We start from the raw sequence: 22207 nt of genomic DNA, 5'->3' as shown, positions 1-22207 counted from the left end.
TAAATTGTTAACTAGCGCATTTGAAACTAATTTTCAGGTTTTCATCTCGTATAAAAAAAGAACCGAGACAATAGTCTCGGTTCTACCTTTATATCTGAACAAGCAGCAAAATGATAGATGATAAACATAAGCATGTGCTGACCAAGCATAGGAACATGACGACCTGCTTATGATTGAGGCCGGCCCGCAGCAAGCGATAATGCGCTTGGCTGGCATCTGCCTGATAGATCGCTTTGCCTTGCAGCATGCGCTTCACGACAACGAATATATTATCGAAGATCGGTACGCCGAGTGCGAGAATCGGGATAAACAACGACATCACGGTAGCTTGCTTAAACGCGCCGTCTAGTGCAATTACCGCCAAAATAAACCCAAGGAAGGTAGCTCCAGCATCGCCCATAAAGATTTTTGCGGGAGGTTTGTTATATCGCAGGTACGCAATCGTGACGCCTACTAAAATAATAGCCATGATGGCCGAATTGGATTGTCCTTTGGCCAGTGCTACAACGAACAGCGTAACGGCAGAAATTGCCGAAAGCCCGCCAGCGAGCCCGTCCATGCCATCGGAGAAGTTAATGACCGTCGTTACGCCAAAGATCCACAAAATCGTAAGCGTAAACTGCAAAATAACAGGAAGCAGCACATATTCGCCTGAAAGCGGATTGTAAAAGCCAGTAAATGCGATGCCAGAAGCGTAAACGAGCACCGCTGCTGATATTTGGACGATAAATTTAGGAAGCGACGGAAAGTCTTTGCCTTTCGTCTTGTACCAATCATCAACTGTGCCGATGAAGAGAAGCAGTACGCCGCCTAGAAATATGGCGCCAGTTTGCAGGGAGAAATCTCTTGTGACGAGCAAATAAGTAAAGAAAAATCCGATGAAAATAACATAACTAGCAGTAAGAGGGATCGGTTCCCTATGAAGTTTTCGCTCAACATCCTTGCGGGGCTTGTCCACAAAATCAAGACGGAAAGCCAGCTTTGCAAACGGAGGAATTAAGAAATAAACGATAGCAAAGGAAACTAACAAAGAGATTGCATATAAAATAATAGTCACCACCGTTATTTAATGAAGGAACAACAGAATTATACAATTCGTGAAGAAAATTGTCGATTGGAGATTACATAAGTGAGAAGATATTAATCTTTAAAAGGGGCTTGAAGCACGTTCTCTATTACACAATCAAGATGCATCCTTCCTGCCAAGATTGAATAAAGATAAGCGATAATTTGTTTAAACGTATCGGCTTGTTAATAGTTCAACTTATAAGGGAGCGATAGATATGAATCTGGATTGTGCCATCATCGGCGGCGGGCCTGCTGGTTTAAATGCAGCGCTCGTGCTGGGCAGATCGCGAAGAGTTGTTATTGTATTTGATCACAATAAGCCTAGAAACGCGGTAACCCATGAGTCGCATGGCTTCATCACGCGAGATGGCATTGAGCCTCGCGAGCTTCGTCGATTAGCCCATGCAGATATTGCCCAGTATCCTTCGGTTACCATTAAGCCTGACAAAGTGACGGAGGTGCAGCGAAGCGAGATGGGCTTCCATCTGATGACAAGCAACGGTGTTATTTATCACGCTCGCACGCTTATTTTGGCAGCAGGTCTGAAGGAATCTTTGCCTGCTATCCCCGGCATACGAGATTTTTATGGAAGAAGCCTGTTCAGCTGCCCATACTGCGATGGCTGGGAGCTGCGTGATCAACCACTCGTTGTCATTTCGGAGGGCTCGAATATTTTCAATTTGGCGAAAACGGTGTTTAACTGGAGTCGTAATGTAGTCGTTTGTACGAATGGAATGAACAGCCTTAGCTCGCAGCAGATCGGTCAACTAGGCCAAAGAGGGATTCAAGTGACGCAGCAAAAAATTAAAGCTCTCCATGGCGAGAATGGCCGCCTTCATCGTATCGTATTTGCGAATAACACCGAGATTGAGCGCACAGGCGGCTTTGTTACGCCATCTTGGGGCCAAGCAGCGCACTTCGGAGAAGCGCTCGGCTGTGCGATGACACAGGCAGGCGGCTTCGTTACGGACGATTACGGCAGAACGAGCATAAGGGGCATATATGCAGCCGGCGATTCTTCTATTATTGTACCTGCACAGCTTGTTGTCGCAGCCGGAGAAGGCAGCAAAGCTGCCATAGGGGTCAATATCGATTTGTCGCATCAGGATTTTGGATTTTAGCAGCTGCAGCGAGCGTGTATAAACGCAGCAATATCGTTATACCTATTAAGGTTTTTTTGCTAAAATAAGGATCAGTTAATAGACATCGTTGTTACATCCCTACTCATTATGGGTATTGGTGTTGGACTGAATTAATTAGACGGCTCTAAAAGTATAGAGAGTGTTAATTATCAGCGAGAAAAGGAGGGATCTTATGTTAGAAAAGCTGCATCCAGACGATCATGTTTTAAATCAATTTCCATTTATGCGAGATGAGCTGCAATATAATCTGATTCATTTGATTACGGCATTGGAAGGCGCAACGAGCTTGAAGACGTCTGACGGACGGCTGCTCTTTGCAGGTTCGCCTGGGCATAACGCTTGGTTATGGCTATCGGAGGATATGACGGAAGAGCGCAGAGACATACTTATGCAGGAGCTTATCGCATATTACGAAGGAACGGATTTGCCGGGTATATGCGGAGCTCCGTCTACGGCAGAACCGTTCGCGAAAATGTATGCGGAGGCGAACCAGTTGCAATATCGTGCTTATATGTTGATGACTGCTTATTCATGCCCAAAGGTGATTAAGCCCAAGAAGGTAAAAGGGAAAATGATTCAAGCAACACGCCAGCATGTAGAGCTTGTCGCTGAGTTTTTGGCTGGCTTCTCTGAGGACGCGTATGGGGCGTCGGTTATACCTGCCAGTCAGATGCCCGCTGCAGAGGGAATGGTCATGAGAGGCAATTTATATTTCTGGTCTGTTGATGAGCTGCCAGTAGCGATGGCAAACATCGCTCATCGATCTCCGCGGCACGGACGGATCAATGCGGTTTATACGCCGTCTGTCCTTCGTAGAAACGGCTATGCCAGCGCGGTTGTAGCGGGAATTTGCGAAATTTTGGAGGAAGAGAACAGGGAGCCGATGCTGTATGCGGATAATAAAAACCCTGCTGCCAACAAAGTATATCAAAATATAGGTTTTGTCCAGAGTGGGCCGATTGCTGAGATTAGATTTATGTAGATGCAAAAGCTTAGAAAGTAGGTACTGATTTGAAGATTGATCGTTTACTTGCGATGACAGTACTGCTGCTTAACCGGGGACGAATAAGCGCCAAGGAGCTGGCGGATCGTTTTGAAGTATCAACAAAAACAATTTACCGCGACATGGATACGTTAAGCCAGTCCGGCATTCCGGTATTGGCTCATCAAGGGACAACAGGCGGGTTCGAGATTATGGAGCAATATACGCTGTCTCGTCACTATTTAACATTAGCAGAAATCTCGTCGCTTATAGCAGCCGTCAAAGGCATAGGTACCGCATTAGATGATGCGACCTATGCTGGTTTGCATGAGAAGGTTAGAGCATTGCTGCACAAATCGGATAAGCTTCAGAACGATCACCTTGGAGATAGCTTGGTTTTTGATTTGAACCCTTGGGGGCAGGGACCAGCAGCGCGCGACAAGGTAAACTTGTTCAAGAAAGCGATTGAAGAGACGCGGAAGGCGGAGCTCAGCTATATTAACATGAACGGCACGGAAACGGAGCGAGTGATTGAGCCGTATGCGCTTATTTTGAAGGGAAACATATGGTATTTGCAGGCTTATTGCACGCTTCGCGAGCAGTTTCGCGTATTCCGTTTATCGCGCATACAGAAGCTGAATCTATTGCTGGAGCAATTTGAACGCCGCGAGACTCCTTCGCTGGACGGTTACGCATGGGATGTAGAATGGTCGAAAAATGCAGATACCATCGTAACGCTTATTTTCCAGCCGCAGGTGCGCCACCGTGTAGGAGATGCTTTTCATCCGGATCAAGTGACTGTATTAGAGGATGGAAGCTTGCGTGTGGAAGGCAAGCATACGATAGATGACTGGTTTTATGGAATGCTGCTAAGCTACGGCGATCAGGTTAAGGTTGAGCAGCCTCAGGCTCTCGTGGAGCAAATCATTTTGCGAGCTCAAAATATTGTTAACCGTTATAAGAACTAAGACAGACAGCTGTCCAGTTTCCTACGGTAAAATAAGATCATACCAAGGAAATGGGGAAACAGCAGATGAATGATACCATTGCAGTAAAACCAGCAGTTACGCTTATAGGGGTAACAACGCGCACGACGAATGCCCAGGAAGCGGGAGCAAACGGACTTTTGTCCGGTCTATGGGATTCTTATTTCACCAGCGGTATCTCAGAACGAGCACAGGTGAATAACGGTCATCTTATCTATGCGCTGTATACGGATTATGAAAGTGATGCTAGTGGAGCCTATACCGTGCTTATTGGGCATGAGCGGGCAGATGCACAAGCCGAGCTGCCGGATGGACTAGAGCAAGCGACGGTTCCAGAGGCTAAATTTATGGTTTTTAAAACGAAGAAGGGTCCCGTTTATGAAGTTGTAGCGCAAGCATGGGGCGAGATTTGGGCGTTTTTCGAGCATTCGTCTATTGAGCGCACTTATGGCGGCGATTACGAGCTTTATGACGGCCGGACATTTGACACTGCGAATGCGGAAGTCGACATCTACATTGCGATAAAATAAAAAAACGGTTGTCCTATGGGCTGATTCAGCTCAGAGGACAACCGTTTTTTCTATTCTTTGCTTATGCTCAATTACTCTGCTTGATAATCCTGAACGAGAAGCTCCAGAGCGCCCGTTTCGGGGTCGAGGATAAAGCCGTGAACAGGAATGTCTTTTGGGAAGAGAGGATGCTTACGGATCAATTTGACGCTGTGCATGACGCCTTCCTCGGAGCTTTGGAAGCCACGAAGGAATTTATCCATGCGTATGCCTGAATTTTCGAGCGTTTCGATGGCAAGCGGATCGATGCCATGATCTTGGAATTTGCTGACCATGCCTTCTGTATTGAGGTTGGTCATACCGCAGCCATGATGGCCAATGACGAGAACCTCGCGAGCGCCAAGCTCGTACACTGCGATGAGGATGCTGCGCATCGCGCTTCCGAACGGCTGAGTCAGAATGGCGCCAGCATTTTTAATAAATTTGGCATCGCCATTTTTTAAATTTAATGCTTTTGGCAGCAGCTCTACAAGTCTAGTGTCCATACAAGTAAGGACTGCAATCTTCTTATCGGGAAATTTGTCAGTCAAATAGGCTTCATATTGCTTTTCCTCAACAAATTTCTTATTAAACTCCATTATTTGCGGAACCATGGACATATAATTGCCTCCTAACCCAAGATCGTTTTTCTATTGTTTATTTTATTATTCATAGAAAATGGGGGCTAGTCAAATGTTTTACTAGTGAATTAATCCGCTCTGTTTTGCTTTTTCCAGCATTTTGGTAGAATAGCGGTTAATCCATTTCTTCAGAGCTAAGCCAATCAGCAGTGCAGCACCAGCAAAAAGGGCAAGAGCGATTAAATCTCTGGAAACGATATCCCATAAGATACCGCCTACCGCTTCACGCATCATGCTGATTGCGTAGGTGAAGGGCAGGAAGGGGTGAATTGCTTGAAAAAACGGCGGTGTAACTTGAATTGGGAACGTACCGCCTGATCCAGCAAGCTGAAGCACGAGCAGAACGATAGCCATCGCCTTGCCGACATTGCCAAATACGGATACAAGCGTGTACACAATCAGCATGAACACCGCGCTCAAAATAACGCCAAACAGCACAAACCAGATTTTGTCTGCGACAAACGCTTTAAGCAGCCATATATCGCCGATCGTAACAAGCAGCGACTGTACAATCGCAATCGTAAGGAAGGTCAGGTAACGCCCAAAATAGACGTGATAGCTGCGGTATGCGGTTTCTGCTGTGGAATGAACGTCCACACTAAGCAGTGAAACGAGCAGCAGCGCACCAACCCATAGAGATAGCGTTGTGAAAAATGGGGACATGGCTGAACCGTAATTCGGAATCGGAAATAGGCGATTTTCTTTCAATATAACCGGCTCAGCGAAAAAAGCACCCTCGCGTTCGGCGTCATTTTTGAGCAAATCAACAAGCTCATTTAAATTGCCTTCCTTCTCCAAGTCACGAATCCGCTGTGCGAGCCCTTTGATTTTTTGCTCTGCTGCGGGTAAGTTTTTTTGAATGTTGGCCATTTCCTTGCCGCCAAGCTCTAGTCCCTTAGCAGCGTCGCTTACGATGGATGCAGCACTCGGAATGACCTTGTTTGCTTCCGCTAATACGGACTCTGCGGTTGCGGCAGATTTTTTCGCTTTGTCCGCTGCTTGTTTGATATGCGGCAAAATTTCACTGTCATAACGGCCCAGCACGTCCGTTAAGAACGAAGAGGTTTCCTTGGATAAAGTGCCGAGACGATCAATTAGCGTCTGCGCTGGCTTCTCGCCCTTTTCGACTGCCGACCGGATTTGCTTAACAATCGTAAGCTGCTGCTGAAACCTTGTGTTCACCTGTTTTAGTCGATCAATGGTCGACACGATTACTTTACTTGGTGCCAAATCATTCAAGCGATCGAGCAGATTCAGCATCCCATCAATGACGATGATGGAGCTTGTCAGGCGCTGCTCTGCCAGCTCCAAGCTCTTTTTTACCACTTCAGGATCTATATTCGTGTCCTGTAATATGCCGACAAGCTCCTCCACCGAATTGGCCGTTTGCAGCAGCAGCTGCAAATCCTGCTTAATCAGCGGGCCAGCCGTGTCGAGGGCCGATTTGCTTTGGTCAAAAAAAGTACCGAGCTGCTTGGCGAAAGCTTCGCCGTCCTTAGCGAGCTGGGCAGCTTTTGGCAGCTCCGTTTGAACGGTTGCAACGATTTTTTTCGATTTTTCAATATCGGTAACCGCTAGTGCGACGGCGTCATTAATCTGAGGGAACAATGATTCCAACTTGAATACAGTACTGCGAACCTGTTCAATCGCTGGTTTGTTCTCCTCGAGCTCAATGCCTATTTGATTGAATATACGAAAAATCGTTTCGTTAGCGGTTTTGACGAAGCTTGCGCGAACCTGCTCAATGATGCCGCTCGCACCCTTCTGGGCGATTTTTGGCGATACGGCATTGATCTTCTCATTTACCGCGTAATCGAGCTCTGCTTGTTGAAGATGGTTCGATAGCACCGTGGCCATTTTGGCAGAAAAATCGGGCGGAATGGTGATGCTGGCATAATAGTCGCCATGCTTAACGCCTTCAATGGCCTTGTTGCCCTCTACGAACACCCAGCCAATTTTTTTATTTTCCTTCAAGGAGGCTATAATTTCGTCTCCAACTTTGATGGGCGTCCCATGCAGCACAGCGCCTTCATCGTTGTTCACGACGGCTATGGCAAGTGAACTGGTCTGGCCGTATGGATCCCAAGACGCTTCAATGTTGAACCAAGCATATAAAGATGGCAAAAAAGCGAGTCCAACAATGACGATGGCAGCTGCGCTGTTCCGGAAAATACTGCGAAGATCTTTGGCGTAAATAGCGAATATAGGCCCCATGTTCTCCCACCTTCAACAATGATTTACTTAGTATTGCTGAATAGGCCAAAAACTACACCACAGAATTGTCGCTGATTTCCATGGGAGTACAGGTGAGCATAGAAAAAGCAGCATCCAAAGCGTTGTACGCCTCGGATACTGCTCTTGGTTTGATTATTGTGCTGCTGAGCTTTCATTAAAAATTTCAGCGAGCAGCTCATAGGAGCGAAGGCGCGCCGCTTGATCATAAATTTGGCTAACGACAATCAACTCGTCAGCGCCAGTCTGTTCAATTAAGGCGTTCAGCTTGTCCTTAACCGTTGCTTTGGTGCCGGCAATGGTGAAGCTGAGCTGCTTTTGAACGATCATTTTCTCCTGCTCGTTCCATAGGCCATCCATGCTGTCAACTGGCGGGTTCAGCTGCCCCATGCGTCCTCTTATGAGGTTCAGGAAGGCTTGCTCCTGAGAGGTGGCTAGGAATTTAGCGGCTTCATCGGAATCAGCGACAATAACATTCAGACCAACCATCGCATATGGCTTATCCAGCACCTCCGATGGACGGAAGTTGTCGCGATACAGCTTCAACGCAGGCAGCAGGAAATCCGGCGCAAAATGGCTGGCAAAAGCAAACGGGAGACCGTGGTGACCAGCAAGCTGTGCACTAAAGCCGCTCGAGCCAAGCAGCCAGATCGGAACATTTAGTCCCTCGCCGGGAACAGCACGTGGCAATACGCCGCGTGATTCATCGCTAGGATGGAAATAATGGCGCAGCTCGTTTAGCTGCTCTGGAAAATCCTCGCCGTTGCTGCCAAGTCCGCGGCGCAGCGCGCGGGCTGCGACCTGATCAGAGCCAGGCGCTCTTCCAAGCCCAAGGTCGATACGGCCTGGATACATGGATTCGAGCGTACCGAACTGTTCGGCAATGACGAGCGGTGCGTGATTCGGAAGCATAATGCCGCCTGAGCCTACGCGGATTTTTTCAGTTCCAGCAGCAACGTAGCCAATAACAACTGAAGTGGCTGAGCTTGCGATGCCGGGCATATTATGATGCTCGGCCAGCCAGAACCGATTGTAGCCCCATTTGTCAGCGTGCTGGGCTAGCTCAAGTGTGTTGCGGAATGAATGAGCGGGCGAGCTGCCGGTTACGATTGGTGCAAGATCTAATATCGAAAAGGGAATATTGTGTATAGACATCGTTGAATTTACCTCCCATGTGGCGCACAGCGGGATGCCGCTGCACGGATAGTTTAAAACCCCAGCGCCAGCAAGGGCGTGGGGCATTATTCTTAAGTCTATTATTGCGGGTTTGTAGTCCAGATCCCTGCGGCTTTAATAAATACGCGATCAGGCAGCTTCAATGTTGCCAGAACAAGCGCAGCCATATCCTCAGCTTGCATCATGCGATCCTCGTCACCAATTTTCAGGCCAGCGTTTGAAGCAAGCTCTGTGTTGACTGTGCTTGGTGTTAAGGCTGTTACACGAATGTTGGATTTGCGGACCTCTTGCATAAGCGCCTCAGTCATGCCCATGACTGCAAACTTGGAAGCACAGTAAGCGGAGCCGGTTGCAAAACCGCGTTCGCCAGCCGTAGAAGCGATATTGATGATGCTTCCGCCGCTTTGCTCCAGCATAGTTGGAAGTGCAGCGCGGGTTACATAGTAGGTTCCGAGCACATTCGTTTGGATGATGCGCTCCCACTGCTCGTGATCCATTTCAAGCAATGTGCCGAACGTACCGATTCCTGCATTGTTAATTAGAATATCGATGGAGCCTAAGCTCTCTTTGAGCGATGCAATCGCTTGATCGACATCCGATTTAACAGCGATATCGGCGGTTGCAATAAAGACCTTAATTCCGTAAGTGCTTGTAAGCGAGTCTTTCAACGTCTCCAAGTCGGCGCTTGTACGAGCAATGATGCCAAGGTTGACGCCTTCTGCAGCTAAAGCAACGGCAATCGCTTTGCCGATGCCTTTTCCTGCACCGGTGATGATAGCTGATCTATTTTTTAATTCCATGATTATCTCTCCTCTATTCATTGTAGATTGCTTGATTCGTATGATGCGGCATAGATATGATATCCTCATAACAAGGAATTTACTACGTTGTGTCTTATTATTGAGCTATATTCTAAGGATTGCAAGTACCAACTTTATATTTGAAAATAGGACAGAATGATGATGGCGCTTTCTCATAATGCCAGTTATCATGTGATTTTCTGGTGAATTAGACAGGCAGCGTAGTGATTGCATATGTAGATTTGTATAATGTTTTGACGAAAGGAGCCGCTCACATTGGGTGATCAGCATTTTAAAGAAACAGTAGAGTTGACCTTGAAAGTTATAGGCGGGAAATGGAAGCCAGTTATTCTTTGTCATTTGACTGCAGGAACGCATCGATTCGGCGAGCTGAAGCGGGAGATGCCGGCCATTACCCAAAAAATGCTTACGCAGCAGCTGCGAGAATTAGAAGATGATGCGATCATTGATCGCAAGGTGTATGTGCAGGTGCCGCCTAAGGTAGAGTACTCTTTAACAGAGTACGGTTTAACGGTGAAGGAGCTGCTGAACGTCATGTCGAAATGGGGCGAGCAGCATCAAGAAAGAATGGCTGAGCTGCACGAAAAATGATAGAAATGGCTGCTCATAGTTCCCAAATGGGTACTACGTTACATAAAAGTGCGTACTTTTTTTTTCATCCGTAACTCTCTAGAATAGGCCTTGTCAGTGAAATAAACAGAACCTATGAGGAGTGAATATAGATGAAATTGCAATTAGCGCTGGATCTTGTTGATATTCAAGGGGCTATTGAAGTTGTGAAGCAGGTTGAATCTTTTGTTGATGTCGTGGAAATTGGTACGCCAATCGTAATCAATGAAGGCTTGCATGCGGTCAAAGCGCTTAAGGAAGCTTTTCCTAACCTGACCGTACTTGCGGATTTGAAAATCATGGACGCAGGCGGCTACGAAGTGATGAAAGCTTCTGAAGCTGGCGCGGATATCGTAACGATTCTTGGTGTTGCAGAGGATGCGAGCATCAAGGGTGCCGTCGATGAAGCGAAGAAACAAGGAAAACAAATATTGGTTGATATGATTGCCGTTAAAAACTTGGCGGAGCGTGCGGCTGAAGTCGATGCACTCGGCGTTGATTATATTTGTGTTCATACGGGCTACGATCTGCAAGCGGCTGGTCAAAACTCCTTCGAGGACTTGCGCACTATTAAAGCAGTGGTCAAAAATGCAAAGGTAGCTGTGGCAGGCGGCATTAAGCTGAACACCTTGCCGGAAGTTATCGCTGCTGGTCCTGATCTTGTCATAGTAGGCGGCGGCATTACGGGACAAGCCGATATTAAAGCAGCAGCTGCCGAAATGCAGCAATTGATTAAACAAGGTTAATTCGAATGATGCCAAAAGAGAATAATCTAGCTGCTATTATGCAAGAGCTGAATCAAGCCTCGGGTCAGCTGGCAGAGGAACAATTGGAGCTGCTCTCTGAGGCTGTTGGCTCGGCAAGACGCGTATTTGTGGCAGGAGCAGGCCGCTCGGGACTGATGATGCGGGCGTTCGCGATGAGACTGATGCATCTCGGCTTGGATGTGTATGTCGTTGGTGAGACGGTTACGCGCAGCCTCAGCAAAGGAGATCTACTTCTGATTGGCTCGGGCTCTGGCGAGACAAAATCGCTGGTGCCGATGGCGGAGAAAGCGCGAAGCTTGGAAGCTGCGGTAGGCGCATTAACCCTCTCGCCGGCATCGACGATCGGCAATTTGGCTGACATCGTCGTCAAGCTGCCAGGAGCCCCGAAGGATCAGGCAGCGAATGAAGCGGCTACGATTCAGCCGATGGGCTCATTATTTGAGCAAATGCTGCTGATTGTATGCGACGCTATTGTTTTGCGATTGATGGAGAAGCAGGCGTTGAGCGGACAAGCGATGTATGGCAATCATGCGAATTTAGAATAGCTGTAGTTTAGAAGGGACTTTCTCTAGGGCGCAATGCGGCCGGGGATCGTCCCTTTTTTTATTTCTAACTTTCTAACGACTAGGATCTATTCGTAATAACGGCTCGATAGCGAAGGCGATACGCAAGCGAAGGCTTTCAGTGGGATCTTTGAGCTTAATGCCCATCAGCTTCTCGCATTTGTCCAATCGATAAATAACCGTATTGCGGTGCACAAAAAGCCGCTTGGACGTTTCGACGAGCTGGCATTGTGTATCGTAATACATATTCAGCGTCCGCATCAGCTCCTTTTGCTCGGTTTCATCAATAGAAGAGAAGCACTGAAACGTTTCCTCGTAAAACTGCTTCAGCTCATCATCGGGAATCATACGGAAGAGATAGCTGATATCCTTGGATTGATAGGACTGAACAAACCTCGTTTTTTTCATTTGGTAACCGATTTGCAGCGCTTTGACTGCCTCATTATACGACAGTCCGATATCTAGTACGTTAGTGACCGGATTGCCGACGCCAAGCGAGATGCTAAGCTGGGATTGCTCAAACAGCTGAGACGTCATAGCGGATAAATGCTTGAGGAACGTACCCTCCTCCCACTTGGACTCTTGAATGAACAAGAGCATTCCGAACAAATCATTTTTGGTAAACATAACGAACACTTCACCCAGCAAGGAAAAATGGCGCTTAATCAGCTCATATTGCACATCACGCTCAGAGATCAGGCGCTCGTCGAACAGAGCCGCAGCATTAGTTGTTTGGCTTTCTCTAGAATTTGTCTGCTCATCCTTCTTTGCCGCTAAAAGCAGATATTTCCCTTTTTGCTTGAGACCGTATTTTTTGCCGCGATGCAAAGCCTCCTGCTCAGAACCGATAAAACCATCAATTAAATCGGAGAAAAATTCATTTTTGTACCGACGTGAACGCTCCTTTACCGCCTGCAGCTTCGACATCTCCATGCCTATGACATTCGACGCCTGCTCTAGCGTTAAGTCATGTTGGTTTGATGAGGCTTGTTTTGGCTGAAAGGTAATCAAATAACCCTCATGCCTATAGGTGAATATCGGATAGATCGCTACATGGCGGTATTCGTGTAAAGCGGGATCAAGCAAGCAGTGGTGTGCTGCAGTTTGAAGAGAGGGCTGGCTGCTTAGAACGGCTTCGACAGCTGATACGAGAGGCAGAAACTTAGGCAGCTTGAAGTGATGCGAGTGAGACGTAACCTGCAGCTTGCTGCTAAGCAGCACAACAGGAGAGTGAAGCAGCTGCGTAAGGGCAGTTACAATTTCGGGAATACCGTTTCCTTTCATGATCATTGAAGCAAATTGTTTGTGGACGGTCAGCGAATGCTGCAGTTCATCATTTTTATTATCTAAAATAACGCTGGTCGAGCGCTGCAAGATTTCTCCGAGCGAATGCTCAACCGAAGAGATTTCGATAATCGGAAACGGGATACGATCAGCCGCATCCTTGATTTCTTGGGGAATGTCGAGGGCAAAACGTCTCGTTTTTACCGCTAGGCCAGAGCATTTCAATTGATTCATCTTCAATATCAGATCGAGTAGAGCTTCAGGATTTTCCTTCATAAAGTAGCCGTTTGTAAGCAGCAGCTCGCCAGGCTTTAAGAAATGAATGATGTCGGGGGCATCCATAATATTAACGGTTTCAACGACACGGGATAAGCCGCTGTGGCCTGCAATGACCGTTGATCCAGAAAATATTGGGTGTAACAGCAATTGTTCGAGCAGCATTCTTATTCATCCCTCTCCGGTTTAGTTCCTGATATAAAAGCTAGCAGTAATCAAGAATGCTGTAAAGGATATGTTAGACGTTTCATCTAAAAATATAAATAAGATTTGTATTGAACGTACAATGACAGTTCGTAGGCAAGCAGGTATGCTCTTTTCAAGGGTTTATATGCCAAATAACAATTGAAGGGTGAGCCTCTCCGTAAGGTTTGTCTCATCGTCCACATGATAATCGGAGGTGAGGACATTGCTGGATTCACTTCTCACACAAGTTCGTTTACGGAATGAAACAAGGCTCATGGATATTGGAGTGCGGCAGGGAAAGATCGAGTATCTAGCGCCAAGCGGGAGCGAATTTGTACCCGAAGCACAGCTCATAGAGTTCGCTGCTGGCGGGATGCTGCTGCCGGGTTTTGTAGAGCCGCATATTCATTTGGAGAAATCTTATCTGCTCTCGCGAATGGCTCAGGAAGCAGCCTCTTTATCTGAGGCGATTCGCATGACCGCGGATATGAAGCATGACTTCACCCCGGCAGATATGAAGTCGCGTTCGCTTGCTGTTATTCGTGAAGCGATTCGCAGCGGTGTCACGCATATGCGCTGCCATGTGGAGGTTGATCCTATCCTTGGTTTGACAGCCTTTGAGGCTGTGCTTGAGCTGAAGGAGAAGGTGAAACACGCCCTTGATATACAAATTGTAGTGTTTCCTCAAGAGGGTATATTCAAAAGTCCAGGTACGGCTGAACTCATGGATGAAGCCATGCGTTCCGGAGGCGATGTGGTAGGCGGCATAACGTATCAGGATGATGACCTTGAAGCGCATCTGCAGTATGTATTTGAACTTGCGGAGAAATACGGCAAGCCGATCGATTTTCACGCTGATTTCTCGGATAACGCCGAACAGCTTGCAATTGTTAAAATTGCTGACAGAACGATTGCAGCAGGGATGCAAGGCCTTGTATCCGCAGGGCATGTAACCTCGCTCGGTTCGCTGGAACGCAGGCAAGCGGAAGTTGTTGCTGATCTGATTAAGGAAGCCAATCTTCATATCATGACACTGCCGGCCACCGACTTGTTTATTGGCGGCAGAGGTGATCAGGAGAAGCAGCGACGCGGGCTAACACCGGTAGGTATGCTGCTTGAGAAGGGGGTGAACGTTGTTGTCGGCGTTAACAATATACGCAACCCGTTTACTCCGTTTGGCAAAGCTGATCCGCTGGAGATCGCATGGCTGCTTGCAGTAACCGCATATATGGGTGGTGAAGGCGATGCTCGCCAATTGATTAAGATGCTGACAGTGGGAGCCGCAAGAGCGCTTGGGGTCAAGAGCTATGGACTGCAGCTGGGCTCAGAAGCTGATATGGTGTTATTTGCAGAACCGTCTGAACGGGACATTCTGCTCGGTAAGCCGGAGCACAGAACGGTATGGAAACGTGGTGTTAAGGTGGCAGAAACCCGTGTCACGAGCAGCTTGCAAGGTTTTTTACAAGCCTAAGCGTTGATATAGAATGTCCGTATAATTACAGAATGCTCGTATGATAACAGCCTAACTAGGCACATATTAATCCAATAAAATGGCAGAGGGTGGAAAAGTTGAACATCACACAACTAAATCGAGTTCTTATTAATGATCAATTATTTGATATGACATTAGACTTACAGAAGGGTACGATTTCAGAAATAACGTCAAGCAATAATGATTCTGCTGGCGTGAATACAGGAAGCGTAAGGGATGCTGAGGGATTGCAGTATTTGCCTGCGACGACCGATATGCATATCCATTTGGACAAACATTTTTTGGGCGAGCCGTGGAAGCCGCTGCAGCCCTTTATCACATTGCTTGGACAATTGGCGTTTGAGAAGTCCATGCTGGCTTCACTGCCGACTACGGCAGCCGAACGTGCGCGTCGTCTAATCGATTTGCTCCTCAGCCATGGCACCACCAAAATCCGGACGCATGTAGATGTTGATCCAGAGCTCGGCATCTCGCATTTGGAGGATGTGCTAACCGTGCGGGAAGAGTACCGTGGAGTTATGGAAATGGAGATCGTTGCATTCCCGCAGCAGGGTTTGCTTCGATCCGATTCCTTGCAGGTGATGAAGGAAGCTATGCGTGCTGGAGCCGAATATGTCGGCGGTGTTGATCCGGCGGGGCTTGATCGCAAAGTCGATCGGAGTCTTGAAGCTATGTTTGAGCTTAGTGCAGAGTTTAATGTGGGCGTTGACCTTCACTTGCATGATCCCGGCCACTTAGGTCTATATACGATAAGCCGCTTTGCTGAACTGACGGCACAAGCGAATAAAGGCGGAAGAACAGCAGTTAGCCATGCGTATTGCTTAGGGCAAGTGAGCGAAGGAGAGTCTAAAGAGCTCGCTCAGCAGCTTAAGGCAAATGACGTAGCGATCATTACGAGCGTTCCACTCGATAGACCAATGCCTCGCGTAGATCAGCTTGTAGCAGAAGGCGTTCGCGTACACGTCGGCTCGGATAATATTCTCGATGCTTGGAGCCCATTCGGCAACGGCGATTTGCTAGCAAGAGGTGCGAAGCTGGCAGAAAAATTCGGCTGGATACTTGATGACGAGCTGCTGCAAACCTATCCGCTTATTTCAGCGGGGACACTTGCGCCCAAAGCAGGCGATCCTGCCAGCTTTATGCTGGTAGCTGCGCTGAATGCGAAGCATGCACTGGCTTATGCTCCGGCTCGCACCGCGGCTTTCTCTAACGGGAAGCTGGTAGGCGGCAAATGGGCGGAAGCGATGACGAAGGCATAAGTACAAAAAGTGAAACAATTCAGTACTGCCGCTTGTTCAAATGGTGTTCATTATTTTTCTGTATGTCAGCGCAGTGGCGCCAAAAGCTTCGATAGGGCAAGTGGCAAATTCGGATCGGACGTTTGATATGCGTGTTTAGCTTAAAGTAAGCAGTCGTTTGGCGCACTTCACTAATGAGGCAGGTTCTATAATACGATATGAAATAAGGGAAGAGTCAAATGGGTAAACTAGCGATTGGCTTGGTTTACCTATTTGACGTGCAACCAAAAGGTGTTATATAATCTCATTACGAAACCAAATGGTTTCATATTGTTGTCTATAAACTGCCAAGATACATTAAATGGAGGTCATGAGTTGGAAAACAATAATACACAAGGTACGCTGTCTGATATTAGACAAACGCTGATACTTAACGCGCCGATTCAAAAAGTATGGGATGCTGTTGCAACATCCGAGGGTATTGCCGCATGGTTTATGCCGAACAATTTTCAAGCGGAGCTTGGTTATGAATTTCATTTGGAAGCGGGACCTTTCGGGAATTCCCCCTGCAAAGTAACCGTGCTTGAACCGCCGACTCGCCTAACCTTTGAATGGGGCAAGGATTGGTCGCTCAGCTTCGAACTGTCTGATTTGCAAGGTAAAACGGAATTCACCCTTGTTCACTCTGGCTGGGATGCGAACAAAGTTACTGAGTTCGGACAGTCGCATGCAGAGGTTCGTGATCGCATGTCAGGCGGCTGGGTTGGTCTTGTTCAGAAACTTAGCGCTTATGTAGAGGCCTAATATGGCTGAGCCCGCACCAAAGCATGATGTGTTTCAGGCTATTGCTGACCCAACGCGTCGCAAGCTGCTGCATTTGCTTGGGGATGAGGAGCTGCCGGTTACCGTTATAAGCGGTCATTTCACGATGAGTCGTACGGCGGTTTCGAAGCATTTGCGTGTTTTGGCGGATGCTGGACTCGTTAAGGATAGGAAGGTTGGACGGGAAACGCGTTACCGGCTCGACCCTGAGCCTCTCCTTGAGCTGAAGCGATGGCTGGCCTATTATGAGCGTTATTGGGAAAATAAACTGTTTGCGCTTAAGCGCTTTGTCGAAGCAGATGAAGATTCATCTGCGGACCCGTTTGGCCCGCTTACGGTCATAGAAAAGGATTCCAGCAAGTGAGGTCAGAGTGCAGCTGTGATAGAAGAGGGTGCGCCTTATGTAGATTTATCTACTTTAGGCGCACCCTCTTCTTTTTGGGTGCGGACTAAACAGATCGGTTTGCGTGTGAAAACAAGGCTAGTGAAAAGTAAGGCAGCGCTTTTGCTCTGTTGAAGCCATTATAATAGAAATCCCCCAATTCGTCGGAATTGGGGGTATTGTTGTTAATCTTGCTGCAAAAAACGCAGCTCACAAGCAGTCGTCTGATGAGTCGCTACATTGCAGGTAAGTGCAGTGTAGATGGGAGCGGGTCTGCTGCGAGGCCTTCGTTTTTAAATAGCTTTGCGCTAGCGCAGCAGTGACAAGTCAAAGCTTGGGACGAGCCCTTCTTCAGCAGCACGGCCAAGCAGTGCAGTTATCGCGGCATACCCGTCGTCACCAAGATTTCCAGTAAACTCATTGACGTATAAATCGATGTGCGCCTGCGCAACGTCTGGTGAGAGCTCCTGCGCATGCATCATAATATAGGGGCGAGACTCCTCGGGATTAGCCCATGCATATTCAACAGATTCGCGAACCCAATTGGTAATGGCATCTGTGTCCAGCGAGCGCTTGGCAATGATGGCTCCAAGCGGAATTGCCAAGCCTGTATCTGATTCCCACCAGCTGCCCAGATCAGTCAGCATGCTGAGCCCATATGTGGGATAAGTGAAGCGGGCTTCATGAATAACGAGTCCCGCATCGATTTGACCATCGCGAACGGCAGGCATAATTTCGTGGAAGGGCATGACGACAATTTCGAGATCCCCGTTCGGAATATGCTGAGCCGCCCATAATCGGAATAAAAGATAAGCGGTTGAGCGCTCACTTGGTACAGCTACTCGTTTGCCTGCTAGATCAGAAGCATTTTTTATTTCTCCGGCAGTTAATACGAGCGGTCCGCAGCCTCTGCCCAGTGCGCCTCCACAAGGTAGAAGCTTATAATCTTCCAACACCCAAGGGAGTGCAGCGTAAGATATTTTCATGACTTCGGGTCCTTTGCCTTTTGCGGCCCAATTGTTCGTAATATCGATATCGGCATAGGTAACGTCCAGCTCAGGTGCACCCGGAATAAGCCCGTGCGCCCAAGCATGGAAAACGAAAGTATCATTTGGACAGGGTGAATAAGCGATATTCATTTTAAAAAACCTCCCGTATGGCTTTACTAGCTGCTTCTAATGAGGCTAATGCTTCTCCAATGCGCCATGCGGAGCGATCCCGCGGTCCAACCGCATTGGATATCGAGCGAATTTCAGTAACTGGAATACCAAGTGCGGATGCAGCTACTGCTACGCCATGGCCTTCCATTCCTTCCGCAGACGCGCCGCTGATCCGCTTGCTTAGCGCAGCAGTGGTCTCAGCCGTACCTGTTGCTGTTGTAACGGTAAGAATAGCGCCGCTGCAAACCGATAAGCCGGCTGATTGAATAGCAGCATACAAACGATCATTCCAAGTCGTGCTTACAGCAATACGTGCTGAACCGAACCCCAGCTCGTCCAAGCTAAGGAAACCATCCTGCGTCTCGGCACCTAGGTCAGCAGCAACAATGAGGTCGGCAACGACTAATGAGCCTATCTCTGCTTTTCCGACAAAACCGCCGCCAATGCCAGCGCTTATAACCAAATCGTAGGATTCAGCTGCCGCCGTTAAGTACGCCGCTGTGCGTGCTGCCGCCGACGCTGCGCCTACTCCAGCCGTTATGACGTCGACACGGTTTAATTCATCTAGCCCGCGAAGAACCGCATCGCGCTCGGCATCAACCGCAGTCACGATCAGCACTCGTTTACTGCTATTGCGCCATTCCTCACGAAATTTCAGTATCGAATCGTTATGTGAATTTTTAATCATGATGACGTTAACTCCTTTAGTAGCCTTCCGGAACGACTAGCCTTTAGCTATCGTATCATTCACTAGATTATCGATGCAAATGCGAGCCTACCCAATCGTGATTTTGCCTTCAGGGTAGCGGTAGAGCTCTTTTTTGGTACGCGTGTTAAGCGCAAAGGCCAACGTGACAGGCCCTAGCCGTCCGACAAACATAAGCAAAATAATAATAATTTTTCCGATTTCACTCAAGTGGCTCGTTAGTCCTGCTGACATGCCGACCGTACAGTAGGCCGAGGTCGCTTCAAACAATATGGCAAGAAAAGACCCTGTCTCTGTGATGGAGAGAAGCATGGTCGCCCCGCAAATAATCGAGAACGCAATCATAGTGAACATAATCGCTTGATGAATTTGGGTTTTGGAAATGCGATAACGGAACAAGACAACATCTTCTTTTCCCCTCATCATCGCTACGATTGCTCCAATGAGAATAGCGAAGGTCGTTACACGAATACCGCCGCCCGTTGAGCCGGGGCCCGCGCCGATAAACATAAGCAGAATGATGAAAAACTGAGTGACCTCTCGCAGCATGCTGGGATCAACCGTACTTAAACCAGCTGAACGAGCTGTAACCGATTGGAACAAGGCGCCAAGAATTTTTCCGATTGCGGTTAGCGGGTGAAGCGTACTGGAATTGGAAAACTCCAAGGCAAAAATAACAATCGCGCCAACTACGGTGAGAAGGCCGGTAACTGACAAGACAACCTTGCTATGTAAGCTGAGCTTTCTGTTTTTTGGATAGTTCACGAGCTCTGATATGACGATAAACCCGATTCCGCCAAAAAAGATCAGCAGCATCGATACGATATTTACAAACGGGTCCTCTACGTAATGGATGAGACTGCTTGCCCGTTCGGGAAATTGGGAAAACAAATCAAAGCCAGCATTGTTGAAAAAAGAAATACTATGGAAAATGCCAAAATAAATCGACTTCCCGACCGGCATTTCCAGCATGAAATAGCTGCTAAGCAGTAGCGCCCCGGTTAACTCGATGACTAGAGCGTAGAGTAGAACTTTACGAATCATGCGTACGATGCCTTCTGTTGAGCCATAGTTCATGGATTCTTGCAGCACGAGCCGCTCCCGAAACGAAATGCGCTTGCGAAACAGCAAAGCAAATAAGGTTGCCATCGTCATAAAACCTAATCCGCCGATTTGGGCTAATGCGATGATGACAACCTGACCGAATGTGGAAAAATGAGTGCCGGGATTTAATACAGTAAGTCCTGTTACGCAAATTGCGCTGGTGGACATAAACAAAGCGTCCAGATAAGAAAGCGAAACGTCATTCGAATAAGATATAGGCTGCGATAAGAGCTCGGCGCCAATCAATATGAGAAATATAAAGCCGAAGGTCATCACTTGCGGAGGACTTGGCCGAAAACGCAATATGTCGCGCAAGGCGGCAAATTTAAACATGAAGTCATCCCACCTATCTCTTTCATGCTAGTATGGTTATTTTTGTTGATTTGCATGTACACGGTCCTGATTGGACAAATGCACAGCGTTTCTTCCGCTATGCTTGGATTGGTAGAGTGCCACGTCTGCTTCACTTAATAACGCTTCAAGCGGAACATCGGCGGTTTTTGCCTCAGCGACCCCGAAGCTAGCGGTTATGGATATCGCTCTAGCCGCGCTGTAGAGCGGATTTCCGGCAATGGCTGCACGGAGCTGCTCAGCGATTTGACCAGCTTGTACAAGTGATGTATTCGGCAAGCTTATAGCGAACTCTTCTCCGCCATAACGTCCGAATAAGGCATCAGCCGGGAGCGTTTGCTGGCAAATCATAACGACATGCTGCAATGCAAAATCGCCTAAGCTATGCCCATAACGGTCGTTGATTTGTTTGAAATAATCGATATCAAACAAAATAAACGAAAGCGGCTGCTTCGTTTCATGGGCAGAGGAAAGCAGCTGTCTGCTTTTTTCCATAAAGAAGGTTCGATTATAAATAGAAGTAAGCCCATCAATTTCCGCGAGATGGCGCAGCTTATTCTGAAGCAGCGTGTATTCCGTCACATCGATCATCACGATGGTTCTGCCAGCAAGCTGGCCATTTGGCTTTAATAAGTTGGAGGCTCTTATCCGGTAGTAGAACGTTTCCCCGCCTCGAATCCATTTGAACTCCTGCTCGTACTCTCCGGTTTCGTCCATTCCGAAGGAAAAGGCCCCTGATTCGGCTCCGCGCTTCCAGATGTGATCCAGCTTCTGGCCAATCGCTAAAGGAGTAAGCGCAGGAATAATCGTTGTGGCTGCGCCATTAAAGTCCATGATTTGGTTTTCTAAATTAAGAACGAGAACGCCGTCGCGCATGCTCTCAAAAATATGTTCCCGCGCGATAGGCGCAACGGTCAGCAGCGCAGTCGAGAATATGGATGTAACATACAATATGGATGTCACACACATAAGAATCGGAACAGGGTCCATCCCAAGCGGAGTTTGACCAAGCACATACATAAGCGCACCTAGCATAGGGAGCGAAATGCCTACTGCCAGTGTGAGCATTTGCTTGCGATAAATGGATTTTGTCTTCTGCCAATGGCGCGCTAATATAAACAAGCTGGCGAGCATAGATCCAAAAGTGTATCCGCCATGCACGTAATACCAGATGCCAGGCACTACATCCACCACTGTTGTAGCAACATGAGGCCGCAAATATAAGTTTTTATAAAAGAGATTATGATATTCGTTGGTAGTAACCATGAGCAGCGTTATGGCAGGAATAACGAATAAGACCCATGATTTTTTGAACGTATTGAATTTATTTAGCCCAACATAGTGCATGATGAGCAGGAGGCTGCAAGGAGCGATAAAGGGCATGCCTATATATTCAATGTTTAACCAAAAGCGGATTTCTTGAAGCGAATCGCTGGCAAGCTCAAATGCGAAAGCAAAGGTGTATACGGCTGATAGAGCGGTCATCCACATAAACACGCTCATGCCCGAAAATTTAGTCTTGTTGTAATAAGCATATATGGCAAGCAGCACGCTAAGAACGCCTGAAATAATGACAATAATAATATACTGTGACATAGGGGAATTCATAGTCATGACATAAGCGACTCCCAATGTAGCGGAATGATAATACGTACTTATTAAAAAAAACTA

The 22207-nt window shown here is 47.6% G+C and carries 21 protein-coding genes; 11 read left to right on the top strand and 10 right to left on the bottom strand.

Going from position 1 to position 22207, the window contains the following annotated elements; all coding sequences use genetic code 11:
* Window positions 1–88 precede the first annotated feature (88 nt).
* Window positions 89–1057, bottom strand: coding sequence for an MraY family glycosyltransferase (locus tag AC0VYE_RS33035; RefSeq protein WP_144376697.1), 969 nt, complete (start codon window positions 1055–1057; stop codon window positions 89–91).
* A 226-nt stretch (window positions 1058–1283) separates the two neighbouring features.
* On the opposite strand from AC0VYE_RS33035, the gene AC0VYE_RS33030 reads away from it, so the two are divergent.
* The 4 genes from AC0VYE_RS33030 to AC0VYE_RS33015 all read left to right on the top strand — a co-directional run bounded on the left by AC0VYE_RS33030 (window position 1284) and on the right by AC0VYE_RS33015 (window position 4708).
* A complete protein-coding gene (locus AC0VYE_RS33030; protein WP_475445036.1) occupies window positions 1284–2189 on the top strand; it encodes an NAD(P)/FAD-dependent oxidoreductase in 906 nt (301 codons plus the stop codon).
* A gap of 193 nt (window positions 2190–2382) precedes the next feature.
* Entirely contained in the window at window positions 2383–3192 is an 810-nt protein-coding gene (locus AC0VYE_RS33025) for a GNAT family N-acetyltransferase (RefSeq protein WP_076266395.1), read from the top strand.
* Between the two features lie 29 nt (window positions 3193–3221).
* The gene (locus tag AC0VYE_RS33020; RefSeq protein ID WP_475445033.1) at window positions 3222–4160 is read left to right on the top strand and encodes a helix-turn-helix transcriptional regulator; all 939 of its coding nucleotides are present in this window, start codon (window positions 3222–3224) and stop codon (window positions 4158–4160) included.
* 65 nt (window positions 4161–4225) lie between these two features.
* A complete protein-coding gene (locus AC0VYE_RS33015) occupies window positions 4226–4708 on the top strand; it encodes a GyrI-like domain-containing protein (protein WP_475445032.1) in 483 nt (160 codons plus the stop codon).
* Between the two features lie 71 nt (window positions 4709–4779).
* Here the strand turns inward: AC0VYE_RS33015 and AC0VYE_RS33010 are convergent, their stop codons facing one another.
* The 4 genes from AC0VYE_RS33010 to AC0VYE_RS32995 all read right to left on the bottom strand — a co-directional run bounded on the left by AC0VYE_RS33010 (window position 4780) and on the right by AC0VYE_RS32995 (window position 9575).
* Window positions 4780–5346: a beta-class carbonic anhydrase gene (locus AC0VYE_RS33010; RefSeq protein ID WP_076266392.1), complete on the bottom strand. Its 567-nt coding sequence runs from the start codon at window positions 5344–5346 to the stop codon at window positions 4780–4782.
* Between the two features lie 81 nt (window positions 5347–5427).
* Complete coding sequence (locus AC0VYE_RS33005; protein WP_475445029.1) at window positions 5428–7581, bottom strand: YhgE/Pip domain-containing protein; 2154 nt, start codon at window positions 7579–7581, stop codon at window positions 5428–5430.
* A 153-nt stretch (window positions 7582–7734) separates the two neighbouring features.
* A complete protein-coding gene (locus AC0VYE_RS33000; RefSeq protein WP_475445028.1) occupies window positions 7735–8754 on the bottom strand; it encodes an LLM class flavin-dependent oxidoreductase in 1020 nt (339 codons plus the stop codon).
* Between the two features lie 101 nt (window positions 8755–8855).
* Complete coding sequence (locus AC0VYE_RS32995; RefSeq protein ID WP_076266389.1) at window positions 8856–9575, bottom strand: 3-ketoacyl-ACP reductase; 720 nt, start codon at window positions 9573–9575, stop codon at window positions 8856–8858.
* A gap of 276 nt (window positions 9576–9851) precedes the next feature.
* Here AC0VYE_RS32995 and AC0VYE_RS32990 point away from each other — a divergent pair, with 276 nt between their 5' ends.
* The 3 genes from AC0VYE_RS32990 to hxlB all read left to right on the top strand — a co-directional run bounded on the left by AC0VYE_RS32990 (window position 9852) and on the right by hxlB (window position 11517).
* Window positions 9852–10187 carry a winged helix-turn-helix transcriptional regulator gene (locus AC0VYE_RS32990; RefSeq protein ID WP_475445027.1) on the top strand — a complete coding sequence of 112 codons (336 nt, stop codon included), beginning with the start codon at window positions 9852–9854 and terminating at the stop codon, window positions 10185–10187.
* Between the two features lie 131 nt (window positions 10188–10318).
* Window positions 10319–10951: a 3-hexulose-6-phosphate synthase gene (gene hxlA, locus AC0VYE_RS32985; RefSeq protein WP_076266387.1), complete on the top strand. Its 633-nt coding sequence runs from the start codon at window positions 10319–10321 to the stop codon at window positions 10949–10951.
* A gap of 8 nt (window positions 10952–10959) precedes the next feature.
* On the top strand, window positions 10960–11517 hold the full coding sequence (gene hxlB, locus AC0VYE_RS32980) for a 6-phospho-3-hexuloisomerase (protein ID WP_475449807.1): 558 nt from the start codon (window positions 10960–10962) through the stop codon (window positions 11515–11517).
* Window positions 11518–11589: 72 nt separating this feature from the next.
* Here hxlB and AC0VYE_RS32975 read toward each other — a convergent pair whose 3' ends face one another.
* Window positions 11590–13260 carry a PucR family transcriptional regulator gene (locus tag AC0VYE_RS32975; RefSeq protein WP_475445024.1) on the bottom strand — a complete coding sequence of 557 codons (1671 nt, stop codon included), beginning with the start codon at window positions 13258–13260 and terminating at the stop codon, window positions 11590–11592.
* A gap of 244 nt (window positions 13261–13504) precedes the next feature.
* Between AC0VYE_RS32975 and AC0VYE_RS32970 the strand changes: the two genes are divergently transcribed.
* From AC0VYE_RS32970 to AC0VYE_RS32955, 4 genes are all read left to right on the top strand, one after another.
* Window positions 13505–14752: an amidohydrolase family protein gene (locus tag AC0VYE_RS32970; RefSeq protein ID WP_475445022.1), complete on the top strand. Its 1248-nt coding sequence runs from the start codon at window positions 13505–13507 to the stop codon at window positions 14750–14752.
* Window positions 14753–14850: 98 nt separating this feature from the next.
* Window positions 14851–16032: an amidohydrolase family protein gene (locus tag AC0VYE_RS32965; RefSeq protein WP_475445020.1), complete on the top strand. Its 1182-nt coding sequence runs from the start codon at window positions 14851–14853 to the stop codon at window positions 16030–16032.
* A 354-nt stretch (window positions 16033–16386) separates the two neighbouring features.
* Window positions 16387–16815 carry an SRPBCC family protein gene (locus AC0VYE_RS32960; protein ID WP_076266384.1) on the top strand — a complete coding sequence of 143 codons (429 nt, stop codon included), beginning with the start codon at window positions 16387–16389 and terminating at the stop codon, window positions 16813–16815.
* A 1-nt stretch (window position 16816) separates the two neighbouring features.
* On the top strand, window positions 16817–17197 hold the full coding sequence (locus AC0VYE_RS32955; protein ID WP_076266383.1) for an ArsR/SmtB family transcription factor: 381 nt from the start codon (window positions 16817–16819) through the stop codon (window positions 17195–17197).
* A 326-nt stretch (window positions 17198–17523) separates the two neighbouring features.
* Here the strand turns inward: AC0VYE_RS32955 and AC0VYE_RS32950 are convergent, their stop codons facing one another.
* From AC0VYE_RS32950 to AC0VYE_RS32935, 4 genes are all read right to left on the bottom strand, one after another.
* Window positions 17524–18354 (bottom strand): 1,4-dihydroxy-6-naphthoate synthase, encoded by an 831-nt coding sequence (locus AC0VYE_RS32950; RefSeq protein ID WP_076266382.1) that lies wholly within the window; start codon window positions 18352–18354, stop codon window positions 17524–17526.
* A gap of 1 nt (window position 18355) precedes the next feature.
* Window positions 18356–19063 (bottom strand): futalosine hydrolase, encoded by a 708-nt coding sequence (locus AC0VYE_RS32945; RefSeq protein ID WP_475445018.1) that lies wholly within the window; start codon window positions 19061–19063, stop codon window positions 18356–18358.
* 87 nt (window positions 19064–19150) lie between these two features.
* Window positions 19151–20518, bottom strand: coding sequence for a TrkH family potassium uptake protein (locus AC0VYE_RS32940; RefSeq protein WP_076266381.1), 1368 nt, complete (start codon window positions 20516–20518; stop codon window positions 19151–19153).
* Between the two features lie 36 nt (window positions 20519–20554).
* The gene (locus AC0VYE_RS32935) at window positions 20555–22150 is read right to left on the bottom strand and encodes a histidine kinase N-terminal 7TM domain-containing diguanylate cyclase (protein ID WP_083681628.1); all 1596 of its coding nucleotides are present in this window, start codon (window positions 22148–22150) and stop codon (window positions 20555–20557) included.
* Window positions 22151–22207 lie beyond the last annotated feature (57 nt).

Source organism: Pristimantibacillus sp. Z349TD_6, from assembly GCF_056173205.1.
Note: the sequence above shows the minus strand (reverse complement) of the source record. Positions and strands in the feature narration are given on the sequence as shown.

What these genes read in the sequence shown, in the direction of transcription:
- AC0VYE_RS33030 (WP_475445036.1), top strand. Translation starts at nt 1,284, where the DNA reads ATGAATCTGGATTGTGCCATCATCGGCGGCGGGCCTGCTGGTTTAAAT.
- AC0VYE_RS33025 (WP_076266395.1), top strand. Translation starts at nt 2,383, where the DNA reads ATGTTAGAAAAGCTGCATCCAGACGATCATGTTTTAAATCAATTTCCA.
- AC0VYE_RS33015 (WP_475445032.1), top strand. Translation starts at nt 4,226, where the DNA reads ATGAATGATACCATTGCAGTAAAACCAGCAGTTACGCTTATAGGGGTA.
- AC0VYE_RS33010 (WP_076266392.1), bottom strand. Translation starts at nt 5,346, where the DNA reads ATGTCCATGGTTCCGCAAATAATGGAGTTTAATAAGAAATTTGTTGAG.
- AC0VYE_RS33005 (WP_475445029.1), bottom strand. Translation starts at nt 7,581, where the DNA reads ATGGGGCCTATATTCGCTATTTACGCCAAAGATCTTCGCAGTATTTTC.
- AC0VYE_RS33000 (WP_475445028.1), bottom strand. Translation starts at nt 8,754, where the DNA reads ATGTCTATACACAATATTCCCTTTTCGATATTAGATCTTGCACCAATC.
- AC0VYE_RS32995 (WP_076266389.1), bottom strand. Translation starts at nt 9,575, where the DNA reads ATGGAATTAAAAAATAGATCAGCTATCATCACCGGTGCAGGAAAAGGC.
- hxlA (WP_076266387.1), top strand. Translation starts at nt 10,319, where the DNA reads ATGAAATTGCAATTAGCGCTGGATCTTGTTGATATTCAAGGGGCTATT.
- hxlB (WP_475449807.1), top strand. Translation starts at nt 10,960, where the DNA reads ATGCCAAAAGAGAATAATCTAGCTGCTATTATGCAAGAGCTGAATCAA.
- AC0VYE_RS32975 (WP_475445024.1), bottom strand. Translation starts at nt 13,260, where the DNA reads ATGCTGCTCGAACAATTGCTGTTACACCCAATATTTTCTGGATCAACG.
- AC0VYE_RS32955 (WP_076266383.1), top strand. Translation starts at nt 16,817, where the DNA reads ATGGCTGAGCCCGCACCAAAGCATGATGTGTTTCAGGCTATTGCTGAC.
- AC0VYE_RS32950 (WP_076266382.1), bottom strand. Translation starts at nt 18,354, where the DNA reads ATGAATATCGCTTATTCACCCTGTCCAAATGATACTTTCGTTTTCCAT.
- AC0VYE_RS32945 (WP_475445018.1), bottom strand. Translation starts at nt 19,063, where the DNA reads ATGATTAAAAATTCACATAACGATTCGATACTGAAATTTCGTGAGGAA.
- AC0VYE_RS32940 (WP_076266381.1), bottom strand. Translation starts at nt 20,518, where the DNA reads ATGTTTAAATTTGCCGCCTTGCGCGACATATTGCGTTTTCGGCCAAGT.
- AC0VYE_RS32935 (WP_083681628.1), bottom strand. Translation starts at nt 22,150, where the DNA reads ATGACTATGAATTCCCCTATGTCACAGTATATTATTATTGTCATTATT.